The organism is Aeromonas sp. R2-3 (genome assembly GCF_040908375.1).
In the GTDB taxonomy this organism is placed as follows: domain Bacteria; phylum Pseudomonadota; class Gammaproteobacteria; order Enterobacterales; family Aeromonadaceae; genus Aeromonas; species Aeromonas veronii.
The window spans coordinates 419,909-438,270 of record NZ_JBFODP010000017.1; the positions used below are offsets into that span (position 1 = coordinate 419,909).

13 protein-coding genes are annotated in these 18,362 nt (G+C 59.8%); 8 read left to right on the plus strand and 5 right to left on the minus strand.

Features of this window, described 5'->3' with window-relative positions:
- Positions 1-158 precede the first annotated feature (158 nt).
- Together AB5Z02_RS07570 and AB5Z02_RS07575 are read left to right on the plus strand one after the other, a co-directional pair.
- Entirely contained in the window at positions 159-1,418 is a 1,260-nt protein-coding gene (locus AB5Z02_RS07570) for a dicarboxylate/amino acid:cation symporter (RefSeq protein WP_005334018.1), read from the plus strand.
- Between the two features lie 104 nt (positions 1,419-1,522).
- Positions 1,523-3,142, plus strand: a complete 1,620-nt coding sequence (locus tag AB5Z02_RS07575) for a methyl-accepting chemotaxis protein (RefSeq protein ID WP_368215754.1) — start codon at positions 1,523-1,525, stop codon at positions 3,140-3,142.
- A 68-nt stretch (positions 3,143-3,210) separates the two neighbouring features.
- Here AB5Z02_RS07575 and AB5Z02_RS07580 read toward each other — a convergent pair whose 3' ends face one another.
- Positions 3,211-3,813 carry a DUF924 family protein gene (locus AB5Z02_RS07580; protein ID WP_335828228.1) on the minus strand — a complete coding sequence of 201 codons (603 nt, stop codon included), beginning with the start codon at positions 3,811-3,813 and terminating at the stop codon, positions 3,211-3,213.
- A 393-nt stretch (positions 3,814-4,206) separates the two neighbouring features.
- Between AB5Z02_RS07580 and AB5Z02_RS07585 the strand changes: the two genes are divergently transcribed.
- On the plus strand, positions 4,207-5,127 hold the full coding sequence (locus AB5Z02_RS07585; protein ID WP_368215756.1) for a DUF808 domain-containing protein: 921 nt from the start codon (positions 4,207-4,209) through the stop codon (positions 5,125-5,127).
- A gap of 123 nt (positions 5,128-5,250) precedes the next feature.
- A complete protein-coding gene (locus tag AB5Z02_RS07590) occupies positions 5,251-7,047 on the plus strand; it encodes a M3 family oligoendopeptidase (RefSeq protein ID WP_368215758.1) in 1,797 nt (598 codons plus the stop codon).
- 63 nt (positions 7,048-7,110) lie between these two features.
- Here AB5Z02_RS07590 and AB5Z02_RS07595 read toward each other — a convergent pair whose 3' ends face one another.
- Entirely contained in the window at positions 7,111-8,517 is a 1,407-nt protein-coding gene (locus AB5Z02_RS07595) for a nucleobase:cation symporter-2 family protein (RefSeq protein WP_005353050.1), read from the minus strand.
- Between the two features lie 505 nt (positions 8,518-9,022).
- On the opposite strand from AB5Z02_RS07595, the gene ycfP reads away from it, so the two are divergent.
- Both ycfP and AB5Z02_RS07605 read left to right on the plus strand, forming a co-directional pair.
- Positions 9,023-9,562, plus strand: coding sequence for an alpha/beta hydrolase YcfP (gene ycfP, locus AB5Z02_RS07600; protein WP_005334000.1), 540 nt, complete (start codon positions 9,023-9,025; stop codon positions 9,560-9,562).
- Between the two features lie 74 nt (positions 9,563-9,636).
- Entirely contained in the window at positions 9,637-10,929 is a 1,293-nt protein-coding gene (locus AB5Z02_RS07605; RefSeq protein WP_236302424.1) for an NAD(P)/FAD-dependent oxidoreductase, read from the plus strand.
- Positions 10,930-11,012: 83 nt separating this feature from the next.
- On the opposite strand, the gene AB5Z02_RS07610 is transcribed toward AB5Z02_RS07605, so the two are convergent.
- From AB5Z02_RS07610 to AB5Z02_RS07620, 3 genes are all read right to left on the minus strand, one after another.
- Entirely contained in the window at positions 11,013-11,654 is a 642-nt protein-coding gene (locus AB5Z02_RS07610; RefSeq protein ID WP_368215825.1) for an energy-coupling factor ABC transporter permease, read from the minus strand.
- Positions 11,655-11,749: 95 nt separating this feature from the next.
- Positions 11,750-12,547, minus strand: coding sequence for a pyruvate formate lyase 1-activating protein (gene pflA / locus AB5Z02_RS07615; RefSeq protein ID WP_005333994.1), 798 nt, complete (start codon positions 12,545-12,547; stop codon positions 11,750-11,752).
- A 65-nt stretch (positions 12,548-12,612) separates the two neighbouring features.
- Positions 12,613-15,549 (minus strand): EAL domain-containing protein, encoded by a 2,937-nt coding sequence (locus AB5Z02_RS07620; protein ID WP_368215760.1) that lies wholly within the window; start codon positions 15,547-15,549, stop codon positions 12,613-12,615.
- 135 nt (positions 15,550-15,684) lie between these two features.
- On the opposite strand from AB5Z02_RS07620, the gene AB5Z02_RS07625 reads away from it, so the two are divergent.
- Positions 15,685-17,373: an FAD-dependent oxidoreductase gene (locus tag AB5Z02_RS07625; RefSeq protein ID WP_368215762.1), complete on the plus strand. Its 1,689-nt coding sequence runs from the start codon at positions 15,685-15,687 to the stop codon at positions 17,371-17,373.
- Positions 17,374-17,587: 214 nt separating this feature from the next.
- Positions 17,588-18,247, plus strand: a complete 660-nt coding sequence (locus tag AB5Z02_RS07630; protein WP_005353037.1) for a DedA family protein — start codon at positions 17,588-17,590, stop codon at positions 18,245-18,247.
- Positions 18,248-18,362 lie beyond the last annotated feature (115 nt).

Below are 18,362 nucleotides of genomic sequence, written 5' to 3' on the forward strand. Positions count from 1 at the left end.
TAAAATTCTGGAGAAAGCCTCTAGATTTGCCCCCTGCTTTTAGGCATTCTCCCAGCATACCAGCCGCCAGGAATCAACGGCTCGGATCACAAAAACGGACTGTAGTGGCTCCCACGCCACTGTTTACGGCTTGCACCAATCAAAACCGGGACTCCCCCATGAAAATGAATAAACTGACGGTCGCCATCCTCATCTCCATGATGTTTGGCATCCTCACCGGCCAGGGCTATCGGATGTTTGCCGCAGATCAGGCTGCGGATTTCGCCAATAACATCACGATCCTGACCGATATCTTCCTGCGCCTGATCAAGATGATCATCGCTCCCCTGGTCTTCACCACCCTGGTGGTCGGTATCGCCAAGATGGGCGACACCCGCACCGTGGGTCGTATCGGTGCCAAGACCCTCGGCTGGTTCATGCTGGCCTCCCTGATGTCCCTGAGCCTGGGTCTGGTGATGGTGACTCTGATGCAGCCGGGTGTGGGTCTTTCACTATCCCTGCCCAATGACACCGCCAGCTCGGGTATTGCTGCCGGTGCCATTACCCTGAAAGATTTTGTGACCCACGCCATCCCCAAGAGCGTGGTCGAGGCGATGGCCACCAACGAGATCCTGCAGATCGTGGTCTTCTCCCTCTTCTTCGGTCTGGCTGCCGCCGCGCTCGGCGATCTGGCCAAGCCGGTAGTGGTGCTGATGGCCAGCGCTGCCGAGATCATGCTGAAAGTGACCGGTTATGTGATGAACTTTGCGCCGTTCGCGGTGTTTGGCGCCATCGCCGCCATGGTGGCCAAAGAGGGGCTGGGTATTCTGGTTACCTACGGCAGTTTTATGGCCCAGTTCTATATCGCGCTGGCCTGCCTCTGGCTGCTGCTAATCGCCATGGGCAGCGTCTTCCTGCGTGGTCGCGTCATCAAACTGCTGGCGATGATCCGCGAACCCATCCTGCTCGCCTTCTCGACCGCCAGCTCCGAAGCGGCTTATCCGAAGACCCTGGATCGTCTGGAGAAGTTCGGTTGTGACAAGCGCATCGCCAGCTTCGTGCTGCCGATGGGTTACTCCTTCAACCTCGACGGCTCCATGATGTACTGCACCTTCGCGGTAATGTTCATCGCCCAGGCGTATGGCATCGAGCTCTCCATGGCCCAGCAGATCACCATGCTGCTGCTGCTGATGGTCACTTCCAAGGGGATGGCCGGGGTACCGCGCGCCTCTCTGGTGGTGATTGCCGCTACCCTGAACCAGTTCCATATTCCGGAAGCGGGCATCTTGCTGCTGCTGGGGATCGACCACTTCCTCGACATGGGGCGCTCTGCCACCAACGTGCTGGGTAACGCCATCGCCGCCAGCGTGGTCGCCAAGACCGAAGACAGTCTGGGTGAAACCGTCGCGCTGGGCGAGAGTGAGCCAGCCAAAGCCTGATCACAACGCCATGAAAAATAAACAACAACGGCCCGCCAATGCGGGCCGTTGTTGTTTATGGCTCGTCTACACTGCTAGATAGTTTCCATCTGGAGTGCACGGTTATGAATATTGCTCGTCGACTGCAACTGATAGCGCTGCTGGTGATGCTGACGCTCATTTTTCTCAGTTGGTTCAGTATCAATCGCCTTGGGGCAGGCAACCGTGATTTGAGCTATGTGACGGACAATACGGTGCCCAGTATTTCGCTGATTAAGGAAGTGCAGGCCGATTTCTATGAATTGCACTCGCTGGTACAAACACATGTGCTCAATACCGACTCAAGCAAGATGCAGCAGATTGAAACGGGTATCACCGAGATACGGGGACAAATCAATTCGCTGCTCGACAAATATAAGGCAGAGATGCTCTCCAATGATGAAGATCGGCGCCTGACTGACGATGATCAACGCATAGTCGCGCAATATTATCAGGAGATAGACAAGGTTCTGCAGCTCTCTCGCCAAAACAAGAATGATGAAGCCAGAGACATGCTGGCGGGAGAGGCATACGGACTGTTCAAGCAATTTGCCAAGGCAATCGAGCTTCACGTCAACTTCAATATGGATTTGGGACTGGCGCTCAAGAAGCAGGGCCAGGAGAACTACGACAACAGCCTGCAAACCCTGTTGTTTATCGCCGGTGGTGCCACCTTACTGACGATGGGGCTGTTTGTCTGGTTGTTCAATCAGGTGGCCAATCCCCTTCGCACCGCCATGGATACCCTGACCCGGATCCAGCGTGACCTCAACTTTACCCTGAGAGCTGATGTGAAACAGCAGGATGAGATTGGCCTGACCCTCAATGCGGTCAACCGGCTGCTCGATACGCTGCAACAGACATTTACCGAATTTTCCGTCGGCAGCTTGCAGATCAAGAGCACTGCCGAATCCCTCTCTCAGGCAGCGCAGCACCTGGCCAGCTCGGCTAATCAGGCCAATGATGCCACCAGTCTGATAGCCGCCGGTGTCGAAGAGATGACGGTCAGCATCACAGATATCTCCCAGCGCACTCAGGAGACGAGCCGCATCACCAACGAGTCGGGGCAGCTAGCGACCGAAGGGGGCCGGACCATCGAGCGCACCGTTCATGCCATCAACGAGATAGCCGACTCCATTCGGCAGGCCTCGGCCGAGGTCATTGCGCTGGGTGAGGGCATTTCGCGCATTGGCGGTGTGGTCAACGTGATCCGTGATGTGGCGGGGCAGACCAACTTGCTGGCCTTGAACGCGGCCATTGAAGCGGCGAGGGCCGGGGAGTCCGGCCGTGGCTTTGCGGTGGTGGCGGATGAGGTGCGCAAACTGGCTGAGCGGACGGCGCAATCCACCCAGGAGATCTCCGCCACCGTAGAGGCGATCCAGCAGGAGTCGAACAATACGGTCTCCCGCATGCATCTGGTGGAGGAGAAGGTGAGCCAGGGGGTCACCATGGCGACCGAGAGTGGCGCCATTATTGCCGAGATCCGCAGTGCGTCGCACCGGGTGATGGAGCAGGTGGGCGAGATCACCAATGCCATCCGCGAGCAGAGTTCGGCCGCCGAGTCGATCGCTCATCAGGTAGAGCAGATTGCTCAGGTCGTGCAGCAAACCAGCAGCACAGCGGAGGAGACCTCAGCCGCCGCCGAGGAGCTTAATGTCACCACCGAGAGCATCCACCAGCAGATATCCCGCTATCGCATTCAGTAACGCCGAGAGTTGTTATCCATCCGCTATCCCCGCCAGCCAGCTGGCGGGGATTTTTTTATATGGCTTGCTTAGAAGCCTGAGCCCGGTTGCTGCAAAAATGCCGCCTCTTCCGGTGTGCTGGTGCGACCCAGAATGTCGTTGCGGTGGGGGAAGCGGCCAAAGCGTTCGATGATCACCTGATGGCGGCGGGCAAAGTCGGCAAATCCGGCAAACGTTGCTTGCGCCGGTGTGCCAGCCTGCTCGGCAGCCAGTGCCTCGAACAGCGCCACACTTCTGGCCTGTTGTTCGCGGGATTCGGCATGCTCCAGCGGCAGATAGAAGAAGACCCGCTCCAGTGGCGAGAGGGATTTGTCCGCCCCGATGGATAGCCCTTTCAGGCAGAGATCCCGTGCCAGCGGATCCTGGGCAAAGGCTGCAGGCGTGCCGCGATGGATATTGCGGGGCAACTGGTCGAGCAGCAGGATCAGCGCCAGCCGACCGCTGGGGAGATCGGCCCAGTGGGCGAGACTGCCCTTGGCTGCGGCCTCTGCCAGCTCGCCAAAGCGGCTGGCCAGCAGGGCATCCGTTTCGCTGCTTTTGCCCCACCAGAGGGGGGCTTGCCGTGTGGCCCGCAGGACGTCATCGGCTTCGTCGCCAAACCAGAGAGCGAGCAGAGGTTGCCAGGGTTGCATGGGAACTCCTTGAGGTGATTCAGAGGGAACCAGGAACAAATGGCTCAGGGGTGCTGCCGAAACGGCGGCTTCTCGTTACACTGTGCCATCTTTTGCCCGAAAGACGTAACCCCCCGATGGTGAGAGCCGGATTCTTGGCGCGGCCGATGATGGCCTGCGATCGCCATGAGGTGGTCCTGTTGACCTTGGTGGTTATCGGGACGTAAACCTCTCTCCCGGGGTTGTTCTCACTGATATAAGGAATCTTTGATATGGCCGGGACCAGTTTGTTGGCCCTGCTCGACGATATCGCCAGCGTGTTTGATGACGTGGCGCTGATGACCAAGGTCGTGATGAACAAGAGCGAGACTTTTTTTGGGTAGACGTTTCTCACTGATATAAGGAATCTTTGATATGGCCGGAACCAGTTTGTTGGCCCTGCTCGATGATATCGCCAGCGTGCTTGATGACGTGGCGCTGATGACCAAGATGGCGGCGAAGAAAACTGCCGGGGTGTTGGGGGATGATCTGGCCCTCAACGCGGAGCAGGTTTCCGGAGTGCGTGCCGAGCGGGAGCTGCCGGTGGTGTGGGCGGTGGCCAAGGGCTCATTTCGCAACAAGCTGATTCTGGTGCCCGCCGCCATCGCCATCAGTGCGCTGGTGCCCTGGCTTATCACGCCACTCTTGATGCTGGGAGGCGCCTACCTCTGCTTTGAGGGGGCCGAGAAGCTGGCCCACAAGTTCCTGCCCCATGAGGCGAGTGAAGGTGAGGCACATACAGCCCCCATTCCTGATGATCTGGTGGCCTTCGAGCAGCAGAAGGTAAAGGGAGCGATCCGCACCGATTTTATTCTCTCTGCCGAGATCATCGTCATCGCCCTTGGCACGGTACAGGGAGCAAGCCTCGCGCTGCAGCTCTCGGTAGTGGCGGGCATCGCCCTGCTGATGACCATCGGGGTCTACGGGTTGGTGGGGCTGATCGTCAAGCTCGATGACATCGGTCTGCATCTGCTGCAAAAGCACGATGGCAGCACCCTGCGCCGCGCTGTGGGGCAGGGTCTGCTGGTGACGGCGCCCCGTCTGATGCACCTGCTGGCACTGGTCGGCACCATCGCCATGTTCATGGTGGGCGGTGGCATTCTGGTGCATGGCTGGCCTTTTGCCCATCACCTGATTGAAGGCGCAGCCGCTGTTGTCGCCACCTTGCCCACAGTAGGGGCCGTACTGGCGGCGGTGACGCCGACGCTGCTCAACGCCGTGGCCGGTGTGGTGGCGGGTCTGCTGCTGGTTGCCGTGATGACGCTGGTGAGCCGTCTTGCCCCGGCCAAGGGATAAGCGAGCTTGCGGGCCATTGTCTCTTTTTTCCTCTCTTCATTTTTTGGCCCTCGGGTTGCCCGGTTTCGGACTTGCTGCCCGCAGGTCTGCTGCGCCTCCCGATAAAGGCCTTTGCGAGAAGTTATGTATCAACAACAGTGGAATAACGACCATATCTACCCGGGCCTCGACAGCACCGAGCTGGAAGCGGACATGCGCGCAGCCCGCCACGCGCTGGAAGAGCTGGCCAGCTATATGGCGGGTCTGGACGGGGTGCGCGACGATGACGCAGCGCTGCTGGATTTCTTGCGGGAAGTGCGGCTGCGCGCCCGTGATATTCGCCATATCGGCTGGAACGTCGCCATTCTGGCCGCGTGCCGCGGCAGTCAGGATGCGCGGGATCCGCAGGCCAAACAGCTGGCGTCCCGTGCCCGCGCCCTCAACGCCGATCTGTTCAAGATCCTGGCGCCGGTGGAAGATCTGATGCTGGTGTTGCCGGAGGAGGAATTCGCCGCGCTGATGAGGGATCCGTTGCTCGGTGAAGAGGCGTACCGCCTGCGCCATGAGCGTCGTTTGCAGGATCAGCGCTTGCCGGTGGCGGCGGAGCAGCTGGTGATCGGTCTGGGCACCGATGGTCTGCACGCCTGGGGCAACCTCTATAACGATCTGGTGGGCAAGATCCGGTTAACCATTGATGGCCGCGAGATGGGGCTGGCCGAGGCGAGCAATCTGCTCTCCAGCCCGATACGTGCGCTGCGTTTAGAAGCCTTTGATGCCATCAGCGCCGGTTGGGAAGGGGAGCAGGAGACGGTCGCCGCTATCCTCAATGCCATCAACGGCTGGCGGTTGGAGCTGGCCCGTCAGCGTGGCAACACCCGGTTGCTCGATGCGCTGGATCTCTCTTGCCACCAGAGCCATATCGAGCGTGCCACCCTCGATGCCCTGATGAGCGAAACCTGGCGAGCCCGTGGGTTGGGTCAGCGCGCCCTGGGGCTGATGGCCGAGCGCCTTGGTCTCGACGATCTGGGGCCGGAGGATCTCTTTGCGCCGCCTCCGGCCGCCAGCAGCCGTGACATTCCTTTTGATGAGGCGATCGAGTTGATTGCCGATGCCTTTAGCCGTTTCGATCCCGAGATGGGGGCATTTGCCCGCATGATGGCCGAGAAGGGGTGGATTGATGCTGCGCCCACGCCAAATCGCCGCACCGGCGCCTACTGCACCAAGTTTGCCGAACCGGTCGAACCGCGGGTCTTCGTTACCTATGCCGGCACCATGGATAACGTCATTACCCTGGCCCATGAGCTGGGCCACGCCTGGCACAACTGGGTCATTCGCGATCTGCCGATGAGCCAGCGCAGCTACCCCATGACGCTGGCGGAGACCGCCTCCATCTTCGCCGAAACCCTGGTGCGCAGCGCCCTGTTCCGGCAGGCGCAAAGCCCGGAAGAGCAGTTGGCCATCGCTTGGGCCGAGGCCGATGGCGCAGCCACCTTCCTGGTCAATATCCCGGCCCGCTTCGATTTCGAGCAGGCCTTGGTGGCCGAGCGGGCGCAGGGTTATGTGCCGGCAGAGCGGCTCAAGGCGCTGACTGACGAGGCATGGGGGCGTTGGTATGAGGGGAGTCTGACCCGCTATCACCCGATGTTCTGGGCGGCCAAGGCGCACTTCTCCATCGCGGGGCTGGGCTTTTACAACTACCCCTATCTGTTCGGTTATCTGTTCAGCCTCGGGGTCTATCAGCAGTTGATGAGCCGCAAGGCGGCGGGGGAAGAGGGCGTGGCCGAGGCGTATCGCGCCTTGTTGCGCGATACCGGCCGTATGAGCGCCGAAGATCTGGTAGCCAAGCATCTGGGGCAGGATATCCGTGAGGCCGCCTTCTGGCAGGGGAGTCTGGCACAAGTAGAGCAGGCGGTAGAGCGCTTCACGCAGTTGCCTGCCTGATTGGTTCAGCGGTGATATGAACAACTGGCCCCCGGACAGTCTCGCTGTCCGGGGGCCTGTTTGTTATGCCTGTTCTTGCTGCGGTTTGATGGGGCCAACGAACAGGGGGCGGGTCTGGTGAGTCAGATCCGGCTGATAGCCGTTGAAGAAGAGGTTGAGCAGCACCGAGCTGATGGTGGCCAACAGAATACCGCTATGAAAAAGCGGTTGTAGCTGCGCCGGAAGCTGTTGGAAAAAATTCCCGGAGACCGTCGGGATCATGCCAATTCCGAGACTGATGGCGACGATATAGAGGTTGTGACGGTTGCTGTTGTAATCGGTGCGCGCCAGGATGCGAATACCGGTGGCCAGCACCATGCCGAACATCACGATACCGGCGCCCCCCAGCACGAAGGGCGGGATGGAGGCGACCAGCACCGACATCTTGGGGATGAGGCCAAAGGCGAGCAGGATCCCCCCCGACATCACACAGACCCAGCGACTCGACACCCCGGTCACGCTCACCAGACCGATATTCTGGGAGAAGGAGGTGTGGGGGAAGCTGTTGAATATCCCACCAATAATGGTGCCGATGCCATCCACCCGCAGCCCGCGCACGATATCACCGCGCCTGGCCGGATGGCCGACGATGTCGCCAAGGGCCAGAAACATCCCCATCGACTCGATAAAGGTGATGAGCATGATCACCGTCAGGGTGGCGATGGAGATGGGATCGAAGGTGGGCCAGCCGAAGGCGAAGGGCACTATGGGGGCAAACCAGGCTGCCTCGCCGAGGCCATCGAGGCTCACTTCGCCCATGGCGATGGCCACCACGAAACCGAAGATGATCCCCAGCAGCACCGAGATATTGCTGAAAAAGCCCTTGGTGAAGCGGGTCACCAGCAGGATAAAGACGAGCACCAGAAAGCTGGTGCCGATATAGCGCAGGCTGCCATATTCCGGATTGCCCTTCCCCCCTGCCATCCAGTCGATCCCCACCTGCATGATGCTGATCCCGATGGAGGTGATAACCACCCCAGTGACGACGGTGGGGAAGAGCGGCATCAGCCGACCTATCAGCGGCACCAGCAGGGTCGAGATGATACCGGCGGCGATGGTGGCGCCGAAGATGCCTGTCAGCCCCAGATCCGGGTTGGCTCCGATGGCCAGCATGGGCATCACGGCGGCAAAGGTGACCGACATGATGACCGGGAGCCGGATCCCGGCAAAGCGGCCAATCCCGACACATTGCAGCAGGGTGACGATGCCGCAACAGAAGAGGTCCGAACTGATAAGGTAGGAGATTTGATCCTTGGGCAGCCCCAGACTGCCGCCAATCACCAATGGCACCGCCACGGCGCCGGCGTACATCACCAGCACATGTTGCAGGCCCAGGGTAAATAGTTGGCCCATGGGGAGCATGCGCTCCACTTCATCCACCGGGCGCTTGCGCGCACCCGGTCGGGGGGAGGGGGGATTGGTCTCGTTCATGAACAGATCACTCCTTGAAGCCCGCGCAACTGCTACAGGCAAGATAGTGAAAGCCGCAGCTTTCCCGGTCATTGATCTCGTGTATTGACAGAGGTGCCAGATCCCTCGGCAGTAGTGAGAGGGATCCGGTGCAGCACGGGTCAGTGCACAAAACATGCACAACGCCACTCACGAGAGAAAACGTTTGGCGATAACGCCTTGTTTTTGCGGGATGAGTCACATACCGGCCAGATAAGTGCCCGGCTGCTGGCAGGGGAAGGAGGTGAGGGCATCTCAGATTGGTAAGGGGTTTATCATTATCGGTCTGGCGATCTCACTTTGATAGCCAAGCTCCAGAGGGTTGCTCGCAATGCGCCCCTCTGCATGTGACGGCGCTCGCGGGCCGCAGGGCGCAATCGGGGGCGGGGGCGTGATCCAAAGCAAGAAAGTTGGATGTTTTGGTGGCGCACGGGGCCGCCGCTGGGGTAGTTTCGATAAAACCGACACAGATCCTGAGGTCTTATCCATGATCATCTATCTGCATGGCTTTGATGCCACCAGCCCAGGCAATCACGAGAAAGTGCTGCAGTTGCAGTTTATTGATGATGATGTGCGTTTCGTGCACTACAGCACGGTTCACCCCCGTCATGATATGAGCCATCTGCTCAAGGAAGTGAAAAAACAGCTCGATATGAGTACCGATCCCAAGCCGCTGATCTGCGGCGTGGGTCTTGGTGGCTACTGGAGCGAGCGGATCGGCTTTCTGTGCGGCATTCGCCAAGTGATCTTCAACCCCAACCTCCATCCGGAAGAGAACATGCAGGGCAAGATCGACCGGCCGGAAGAATATGACGATATCGGTACCAAGTGTGTAACTGAATTTCGTAAGAAAAATTCAGGAAACTGCCTGTGTATCCTTTCCGTTCAGGATGAAGTGCGCGATAATCGGGACACTGAACGTGAATTGAAGAACTATTACGACATCGTGTGGGATGAGCGCGAGACTCATAAGTTCAAAAATATCTCGCATCATCTGCAGCGGATGAAGGCCTTCAAAGAAGCCTGATCCATCACGTCGACCGATTTCGTTTTAGGGAGCCAATGGCTCCCTTTCGTTTTGAGGAACCGAGGAAAATCATCATGATGAATATTGTCGTTGTAGGCGGCGGCGCCGGTGGCCTGGAGCTGGCCACCAGTCTGGGTCGCAAGCTTGGCAAGAAGAACAAGGCCAAGATCACTCTGGTCGATCGCAACCGCACCCACCTGTGGAAACCCCTGCTGCACGAAGTGGCCACCGGCTCCATGGATGCGGGCATCGATGCCCTGAGCTACCAGTCTCACGCCAAGAACCACGGTTTCGACTTCCAGCTCGGCACCCTGACCGACATCAAGCGTGACGATAAACGCATCGTGCTGGCCCCGATCCACGACGAAAGTGGCGACATCGTGGTCAACGAGCGCGAGCTGCCTTACGACTATCTGGTGATGGCCATCGGCTCTGTTTCCAATGACTTCAACACCAAGGGCATCAAGGATCACTGTATCTTCCTCGATAGCCCCTCCCAGGCGCACCGCTTCCACAACAGCATGATGAACCGCTTCCTGCAGTTCGCGACCGAATATAAGCCGGGCGACAAGGTGAAGATTGCCATCGTCGGCGGCGGCGCCACCGGCGTCGAGCTCTCTGCTGAGCTCTACAACGCGGTCGAGCAGCTCTATGCCTACGGTTTCAAGAACCTCACCACCGACAGCCTGAAGGTGACCCTGGTGGAAGCGGGCCCACGCATTCTACCGGCTCTGCCGGAGCGCATCAGCGGCGCCGCCCATCAGGAGCTGGTCAAGCTGGGTGTGGACGTGCGTACCGCCACCATGATCACCGAAGCGACCAGCGACGGTCTGCACACCAAGGATGGCGAGCTGATTGAAGCTGACCTGATGGTGTGGGCGGCCGGTATCAAGGCGCCTGACTTCATGAAGGATATCGCTGGTCTTGAGACCAACCGCATCAACCAGCTGGTGGTGAAAGAGACCCTGCAGACTACCCGTGATGAGAACATCTTCGTTATCGGTGACTGTGCCGCCTGCCCGCAGCCGGATGGCAAGTTTGTGCCGCCGCGCGCCCAGTCTGCCCACCAGATGGCCAGCCAGGCATTCAAGAACATTCTGGCCAAGATGAACGGCGGCGAGATGAAGCCCTACCTCTACCACGACCACGGTTCGCTGGTCTCCCTCAGCCGCTTCTCCACCGTGGGCAGCCTGATGGGCAACCTGATGCGCGGCTCCATGATGGTGGAAGGTTACATCGCCCGTCTGGTTTACATCTCTCTCTACCGGATGCATCAGATCGCCCTGCACGGCTACGTCAAGACCGGCCTCATCATGCTGGTGGGTCGTATCAACCGGGTACTGCGCCCGACCCTGAAGCTGCACTAAGCTGGGATTTGGCATAATTCGGAATACCAAAAGGAGAGGCGATGGCCTCTCCTTTTTTATGGGCGCAGATCGGGGAAAACGAGTTATTTGCCCAGATAGGTGCGATCGAAGAAGGTGTTGACCCAGTGGGGGCGGTAGATTGCGAGCACCGTCATCGCCATGCCGTTGAGCAGGGCTTCGGGGAACAGCAGCAGCGGCCAGATGGAGAGGTAGTCTGCCGTGATGGTATGCCAGGGGTAGCTGCCGCTTATCCCCATCAGCAGAGCGCTGGCTGCCACCTTGGTCGAGATGGCGAGGGCGCCGCCGAGAAAGGCGGCAACGAAGATATAGACAAAGAGATGGCGCGGCAGCCAGGCCCAGCTGGCCAGAAACAGCAGCCAGCTGCTGGCTACCGGCAGGGCAATGCCAACCAGCGCCTGCCAGCCAAAGTCGGCCAGATTGGTGACGCCAAAGTAGTCGAGTACCAGCAGGGTCAGGCAGGGGGCAAGCAGGGCCAGTCGCCAGCCCAGCAGCAGGGTGAGGGTGGTGAGCCCGAGAAAATGCACTTCCAGTCCGTCGTGCAGCCCGGCACGCAGCGTCCAGAGCGGCACCAGCGCGATGGCGCTCCCCAGCAGCAGATGCTGGTAGAGGGGGTTGTCATGAAGCAGTTGCCACAGGGTGCGGCGCAGGCTGAAAGTCAGTAGCAGCAGCCAGATCAGAAGAGCGGCGAGTTGTCCTTCACTCATCATTCATTCACTCACGAGGCAGTCAGATTACGCGGGGCAGCCAGATCCCTGCCACCCGAAAACAGAGCAGGCTGACGAGTCAGCCTGCTTGCACATCAATATTTCACGTTGTTGTGGTACTTGCCGAGGATGCCCTTGACCCGTTCCATGGTCTCCTTGCTGGGGGGCTTGATCCCGCTCAGCTCGTACGGGTCGCCCAGCACATCCCACTTGTGTTTGCCGAGCTCATGGTAGGGGAGCAGCTCCACCTTCTCCACGCTCTCGCCCAGCTCGGCGATAAACTGACCCAGCCCTTCGGCGCTCTCGTCGTCATCGCTCCAGGTCGGTACCACCACGTAGCGGATCCACATGGTCTTGCCTTTGGCTGCCAGATAGCGGGCAAACTCCAGGGTGTATCTGTTGCTGACGTGGGTCAGCGGAATGTGTTTCTCGTCATTGATCTGTTTGATGTCGAGCAGTACCAGATCGGTCTGGTCGAGCAGCTTGTCCACCTGTTCGTCGAGATGACGGACGAAGCCGTTGGTGTCGAGACAGGTGTGGATCCCTTTCTCTTTGCAGGCGGTAAAGAGTTCGGTAATGAAAGCGGGTTGCAGCATGGCTTCACCGCCGGACGCTGTCACACCACCGCCGGAGGCATTCATGAAGTGGCGATAGCTGGTGATGTCACTCATCAACTCCGGTACGGTCACTTCGCGGCCACCTTCGGTATCCCAGGTATCGCGGTTGTGGCAGTACTTGCAGCGCATCAGGCAGCCTTGCATGAATACGATAAAGCGTATTCCCGGGCCATCGACAGTGCCGCAGGTTTCGACGGAATGGATCCGGCCAACGGTGCCGTGAGCTCCGGCTGGCTGGCTGATTTCAACGGCAGGGATCCGATTAATGACAGACATAAACAACTCCAACGATTCGAGCAGGCCGTTATTTTATTACATAAACCCCTATTGATCCTACACCTTTAGTCCGGCGCCCGGCTGCCAAGCAGCTGCTCCAGCCCCTTGACGGTGAGCGGCCGACTGGTGAGAAACCCTTGATAATGCTGGCATCCCAGTGCTTTGAGGATGGCCAGCTGCGCCTCCTCTTCCACCCCTTCGGCGGTGACGGTAAAACGAAAGACCTGGGCCAGATCGAGTATCGCCTTGACGATGGCTCTGTCCTGTTCGCTGTGTACCAGGGTCTGAATGAAGCTTCTGTCCAGTTTCACCTCGTCGGCGGGCAGATCCCGCAGATAGGCCAGCGACGAGTAGCCGGTACCGAAGTCATCGATGGAGATGAGGATGCCGAGCTCCTTGAGCTGGCGCATTCTGGCAATACTCTCCTGCCGATTCTCCAAGACTACCGATTCGGTCACCTCCAGCAGCAGGCGGGAGGGGGGCACACCGGTGTCGCGCAAGATGTACTCCACCTGTTGTACGAAGCCCTGGGTGTGGAACTGGCGAGCGCTGACGTTGACCGACAGATGGGGGATCAGCAGGCCACGGTTGAGCCAGAAGCTGTATTGGGCGCAGGCGGTCTTCATCACCCAGTAGCCGATCTCGAGGATCAGGCTGGTCTCTTCGGCGATGGGGATAAACTCCCCGGGCGGCACCATGGTGCCGTCGCTGCGCTGCCAGCGCAGCAGCGCCTCGATACCCGACAGTGAGCCATTATCGACCCGGTATTGCGGTTGGTAGTGGAGTTGCAGCTCGTGGTGACGCAGGGCATCGCGCAGCTCATTGGTGAGGGTCAGCCGGTTCTTCTCATGCTGGGCCATCGCCTCGGTAAAGAAGACGTAGTGGCCCTGACCGGCGCGCTTGGCCATGTGGGTCGCGGTGTCGGCCTGTTGCATCAGGACCAGATGATCCGTCTCGTTGCCGGAGAAGAGGCTGATCCCCACCGAGGCGCTGCAGTGCAGTTTGTGATCGCCGATGTCGAACGGGGTGCGAAACAGCCCCATCAGCTCGCGGGCGAAGTGCTCTGCCAGAATTTTGGCGGTGACTTCCCCTTGTCCCAGCTGGGTAAAGAGCAGGGCAAACTCATCCCCCGAGATGCGCGCTTGTACCAGATTGTCCTGGGGCAGCTCCCTGAAACGCTGCACCACCGCCTGCAGCAGCAGATCGCCGCAGGCGTGACCGAGAGAGTCGTTGATCGACTTGAAGTTGTCGAGATCCACCAGCAGCAGGGCGCCCCACTGGCCGTTGGTGGCGCTCAGGGTCTGCTGCAAAATATGGTTGAGGCTGCGCCGGTTGTGCAGACCGCAGAGATCGTCGTAGTAGGCGAGCTGCTCGATGTGTCTGGCCGCCTCTTTTTCCTGGGTGATGTCGTAGAAGCTGCAGATAAAGTGGCTGAGCTCCCCCTGCTCATCCTTGACGCCGTTCACCATCAAGCGCACCGGAAAGAGGTGACCATCCTTGTGCAGGCAGCGCTCTTCCCCGAGCCAGAACTCCTGCTCGTTGACGGTGCGGCTGACATCTTCCTTGAGATGATCCCCGTAATAGGTGGGGCGCAGCTTGCGAATGGAGTGACCGATCACCTCTACCTCGCCAAATCCGGTGATCCGGCTGAAGGAGTGGTTGACCTTGAGGATGATGCCGTTGTGATCCATCACGATCAGCCCATCGTGGGTATTGAAGGCAACCTCGGCCAGCCGCAGGGCATCGTCGGTGGCGAGGCGCTTGAGTTCGATGGCGGCCCGCTCGTGCTGGCTGCTCAATAGATCCAGCAGCTGCTCGGGCTCCTCAAGAGGGGTATCGAGCAGCAGGGTGATCTGGCCAATGGGGGCGCCGCTTTGAGCATGGAGCGGAATGCCGATGTAGGCGCTGGCATTGAGGGCGAGCAGCCGGGTCGCCTTGGGATAGCGCACGGGCAGATCTTCCACATAGATGGCCTGACCGTGCTGGAACAGCTCCTGAGCGGGGCCAGGGTCGAGCTGGATGGGCTTGAGGGTGGAGCAGATCTCCTCGTTGATGACGCAGCGGGGGATGATCCAGAGATCCTGACCGCGGGGCTGGAACTCGCCGATCCAGCCCACCCGGGCACCGCTGGCGCTCATGGCCCAGCTTACCAGCGTCTTGCAGTAGTCGATGCCGGTCTGCTGGTGCAGCTCGGGCGGGAGGGCCAGCTCGGCGCGGTGCTCTTCCGGTTGCGGTTGCCAGTGGCCGAGCAGCTGGGCGCTGCTGCGCACCAGCTGCAACATCTCCTCGCTAAGCGGGGTGGGATCGAGATACTCCAGACTCAGCACCCCGAACAGCTTGTCCTGCTCCAGCAGGGCACCATCGAGGCGTGAGCGCACACCGGCACTGGTCAGATAGAGGTGATTGCTCAGCATCGGCTGGTGGGCCGCCTCCGAGAAACTCAACGATTTGCGGGTACGCAGGGCGCGGATATAGCGGCTGTCACCACGAATGGGGTAGAGCGCCTCGACCCCCAGGGTGAACACCGGGGTGAGTTGCTCGCTGCCGAGATCGCCGTTGGCCTGATAGTGCCAGAGGATGAGCCGATCGGCCCCCAAACTCTCTTTAAGGGCCTCGAGCAGGGGCGCATACTGTTGCTGGCTCGCCATCTGGCTGAGGCGCGGCAGTTGCAATGCCAGGTCGGCGATGGGCTCCTGGCGAAGGTTCTGCAGACAGATGAGCCAGAAGCCATCCTGCTCGTGGGCGAGGGCGATATGCCAGAGCTGGCTGGCAAAGCGCACGGTGATCTTGCCGCCATGGCCGTTGGCCAGCAGTTGTTCGATGGGCAGGCACAGGGCATCGGGCAGCTGGGCAGGCCAGGGGGCGCGCGGTTCGTCGAGCCAGTAGAGCGGGGTTTGCATCACGTCGGTCAGGGCGACCAGCCGTTGACTGCGCAGGTCCAGACGGAAAAAGAGTGGCGTCTGGAGGGCAGGAGGAAGATGACTGAGTGCGGTAGACGACATGAACAAACAACATCCTGTTAAGCAACCGTCGGGGTTGCAAGAATACTGCAAAATGGTGTGAAACAAAATTTCATTGAATTCTAAATTAGAAAAGTCTAATTTATTGCCCATTATCATGTATGAGGAGTCTTGCTGATGAAACGGATCCTGATTATCGGTGGTGTCGCGGGGGGCGCATCGGCGGCGGCTCGTGCTCGTCGTTTGAGTGAAGAGGCAGAGATCGTGATGTTCGAGCGGGGCGAGTTTGTCAGCTTCGCCAACTGCGGTCTGCCCTATCACATCGGGGGCGATATCCCCGACCGGGATGCCTTGCTGCTGCAGACTCCCCAGAGTTTCAAGCGCCGTTTCAACGTCGATGTGCGGGTCTTCCACGATGTGATTGAGATCGACAAGGCGGGCAAGACCTTGCTGGTGCGCAACCTGCAAACCGGTGAAGAGCAGCGCGAGCATTACGATGCGCTGCTGCTGAGCCCGGGGGCGGCGCCGATCCGTCCTCCCTTCCCCGGTATCGACAGCCCCCATGTCTATACCCTGCGCAACATCCCGGACATGGATCGCATTCTGGCGGCCCTGCATCACGATCAGCCGCGCCACGTCACTGTGGTGGGCGGCGGCTTTATCGGGCTGGAGATGATGGAGGCGCTGCATCAGCGCAAGCTGGATGTCACCCTGCTGGAGCTGGCCGATCAGGTGATGGCGCCGGTGGACAAGGAGATGGCCAACATGCTCCATGCCCGCATCCGGGAAGAGGGGATCGACCTGCGCCTGCGCACCGGCCTCACCGCCATCGAGAGTCTGGATCTGCCTGCCGAGAAAACCTCCGCCGTGCCGACCGCCAAAAGCGGTGGCCTGCGCCTGACCCTCAATGACGGCTCCCATCTTGATACCGGTCTCTTGATCCTCGCCATCGGCGTCAAGCCGGAAACTCTGCTCGCCGCCAAAGCGGGGCTGGAGCTGGGCCCACGGGGCGGCATCAAGGTCGATGCCGGGATGCGTACCTCGGACCCCTTTATCTACGCGGTGGGGGATGCGGTGGAAGAGATAGATTTTGTCACCGGCGAATCTGTGCTGATCCCGCTGGCGGGCCCGGCCAACCGGCAGGGGCGCATCGCCGCCGACAATATGTTGGGCCGAAGCGAAACCTACAAGAAAACGCAAGGGACCGCCATCTGCAAGCTGTTCGATCTGGCGGTGGCCAGCACCGGCCTCAACGAGAAGCGACTGGTGCAACTGGGATTGCCGTTCGAGAAGGTTTATGTCCACCCGGGCAGCCACGCCGGTTACTACCCCGGCGCCCATCCGGTCAGCCTCAAGCTGCTGTTTGCCCCGAATGGCAAGATTTACGGTGCCCAAGCCATCGGCAAGGATGGCATCGACAAGCGCATCGACGTGCTGGCGGTGGCCCAGCGCGCCGGTCTCACCGTGTTTGACCTGCAGGATCTGGAGCTCACCTATGCGCCGCCCTTTGGATCGGCCAAGGATGTGATCAACATGGCCAGCTTCGTGGCAAGCAACCACCTGAAGGGGGACACCCTGCTCTGCCACGTGGCCGAGGTGCAGGCTCGTAACCCCCATCAGCTAGTGGTGGATGTGCGCAATGGCCCCGAGCTTGACAAGCTGGGCCGCATTCCGGGGGCACTGCATATCCCCCTCGACGAGTTGCGTGGTCGCCTCCATGAGTTGCCCAAAGAGAAAGAGCTGCTGATCAGCTGTCAGGTCGGGCTGCGCGGCCATGTCGCCTGCCGCTTGCTGAGCCAGCACGGCTTCAAGGTGAAAAACCTCTCCGGCGGCTTCAAAACCTGGCAGATGGCCACCGCCGAGTAACCGTTTTATTTCTGTGCCTGTTTGCCCCTCTCCCTTGTGCGTGCAAGATGAGGGGCTTTTTGTTTCTGCTTTTCGCCCTCCTTGCATTCCCTAATTGCAGCAATATTTCGACACACTTTATTTCCTGTGCCGGACAAAATTAACGTTTTGTTCAGGGGATGGGTGCTATAACCCCTGCCTCGTTCATGATGAACCGTGTAGTAGGGAGAGTGACATGCTGGATATGCTGATGGCCATTTGGCATCAGGATTTTGACGCCCTGGTTCAGATGCAGGCGGTACCCCTGCTGATCAGTTGCCTGATGCTGGTACTGCTGCTGGAGTCCGCATTCGTCTTCCTGCCCCTGCCGGGGGACAGCCTGGTACTGCTGGCCGGTGGGTTGGTGGGCATGGGGGTGTTTGGCCCCGAAGTGACTCTTGTCTATCTGCCGTTGGCTGCTGGCATAGGTTCCGTGCTCGCCTACTGGCAGGGACGGGCACTGCAGCGCACCCGCTTTATGGATCATATCGAACGGATGTTGCCTCCCGACAGCCTGCCCAAGGCGACCCGGCTGCTGAAAAAGTACGGTTTTCTGGCGATGTTCTCCTCCCGTTTTATCCCGTTCGTACGGGTGCTGACCCCCATGCTGATGGGGATTGGCCGCCTGAGCGTGCTGCGCATGTGCGTGGCCAGCTTTGCCAGTGCCTTTATGTGGGCGCTCTGCCTCAGTTTGGTGGGCAAGCTGGCGATGAATACCCCCTTCTTTCTCCACCACAGCGAACTGTTGACCCGGGCCCTGCTGATTACCTCGCTGGTGCTGTTTCTGGCGGCCGTCATGGCCATCCTGTTTCGCTGGTTCAAAGGCGGAGCAAAAAACGAGACCAGCCACGACTAGATGACAACCCTTGCCGCACTGGATCAGTGGGCAAGGGGGTTCTCGTGCTGCAGGGGGGAGGAATTGTGCCCATTCGGGTAATGAGCTTTGTGTCGGGTGAGCAGGATGCCTTATC

Bases quoted from the DNA above. Each gene is read 5' to 3' on its own strand.
- AB5Z02_RS07570 (WP_005334018.1), top strand. From the start codon at position 159: ATGAAAATGAATAAACTGACGGTCGCCATCCTCATCTCCATGATGTTT.
- AB5Z02_RS07575 (WP_368215754.1), top strand. From the start codon at position 1,523: ATGAATATTGCTCGTCGACTGCAACTGATAGCGCTGCTGGTGATGCTG.
- AB5Z02_RS07580 (WP_335828228.1), bottom strand. From the start codon at position 3,813: ATGCAACCCTGGCAACCTCTGCTCGCTCTCTGGTTTGGCGACGAAGCC.
- AB5Z02_RS07585 (WP_368215756.1), top strand. From the start codon at position 4,207: ATGGCCGGAACCAGTTTGTTGGCCCTGCTCGATGATATCGCCAGCGTG.
- AB5Z02_RS07590 (WP_368215758.1), top strand. From the start codon at position 5,251: ATGTATCAACAACAGTGGAATAACGACCATATCTACCCGGGCCTCGAC.
- AB5Z02_RS07595 (WP_005353050.1), bottom strand. From the start codon at position 8,517: ATGAACGAGACCAATCCCCCCTCCCCCCGACCGGGTGCGCGCAAGCGC.
- ycfP (WP_005334000.1), top strand. From the start codon at position 9,023: ATGATCATCTATCTGCATGGCTTTGATGCCACCAGCCCAGGCAATCAC.
- AB5Z02_RS07605 (WP_236302424.1), top strand. From the start codon at position 9,637: ATGATGAATATTGTCGTTGTAGGCGGCGGCGCCGGTGGCCTGGAGCTG.
- AB5Z02_RS07610 (WP_368215825.1), bottom strand. From the start codon at position 11,654: ATGAGTGAAGGACAACTCGCCGCTCTTCTGATCTGGCTGCTGCTACTG.
- pflA (WP_005333994.1), bottom strand. From the start codon at position 12,547: ATGTCTGTCATTAATCGGATCCCTGCCGTTGAAATCAGCCAGCCAGCC.
- AB5Z02_RS07620 (WP_368215760.1), bottom strand. From the start codon at position 15,549: ATGTCGTCTACCGCACTCAGTCATCTTCCTCCTGCCCTCCAGACGCCA.
- AB5Z02_RS07625 (WP_368215762.1), top strand. From the start codon at position 15,685: ATGAAACGGATCCTGATTATCGGTGGTGTCGCGGGGGGCGCATCGGCG.
- AB5Z02_RS07630 (WP_005353037.1), top strand. From the start codon at position 17,588: ATGCTGGATATGCTGATGGCCATTTGGCATCAGGATTTTGACGCCCTG.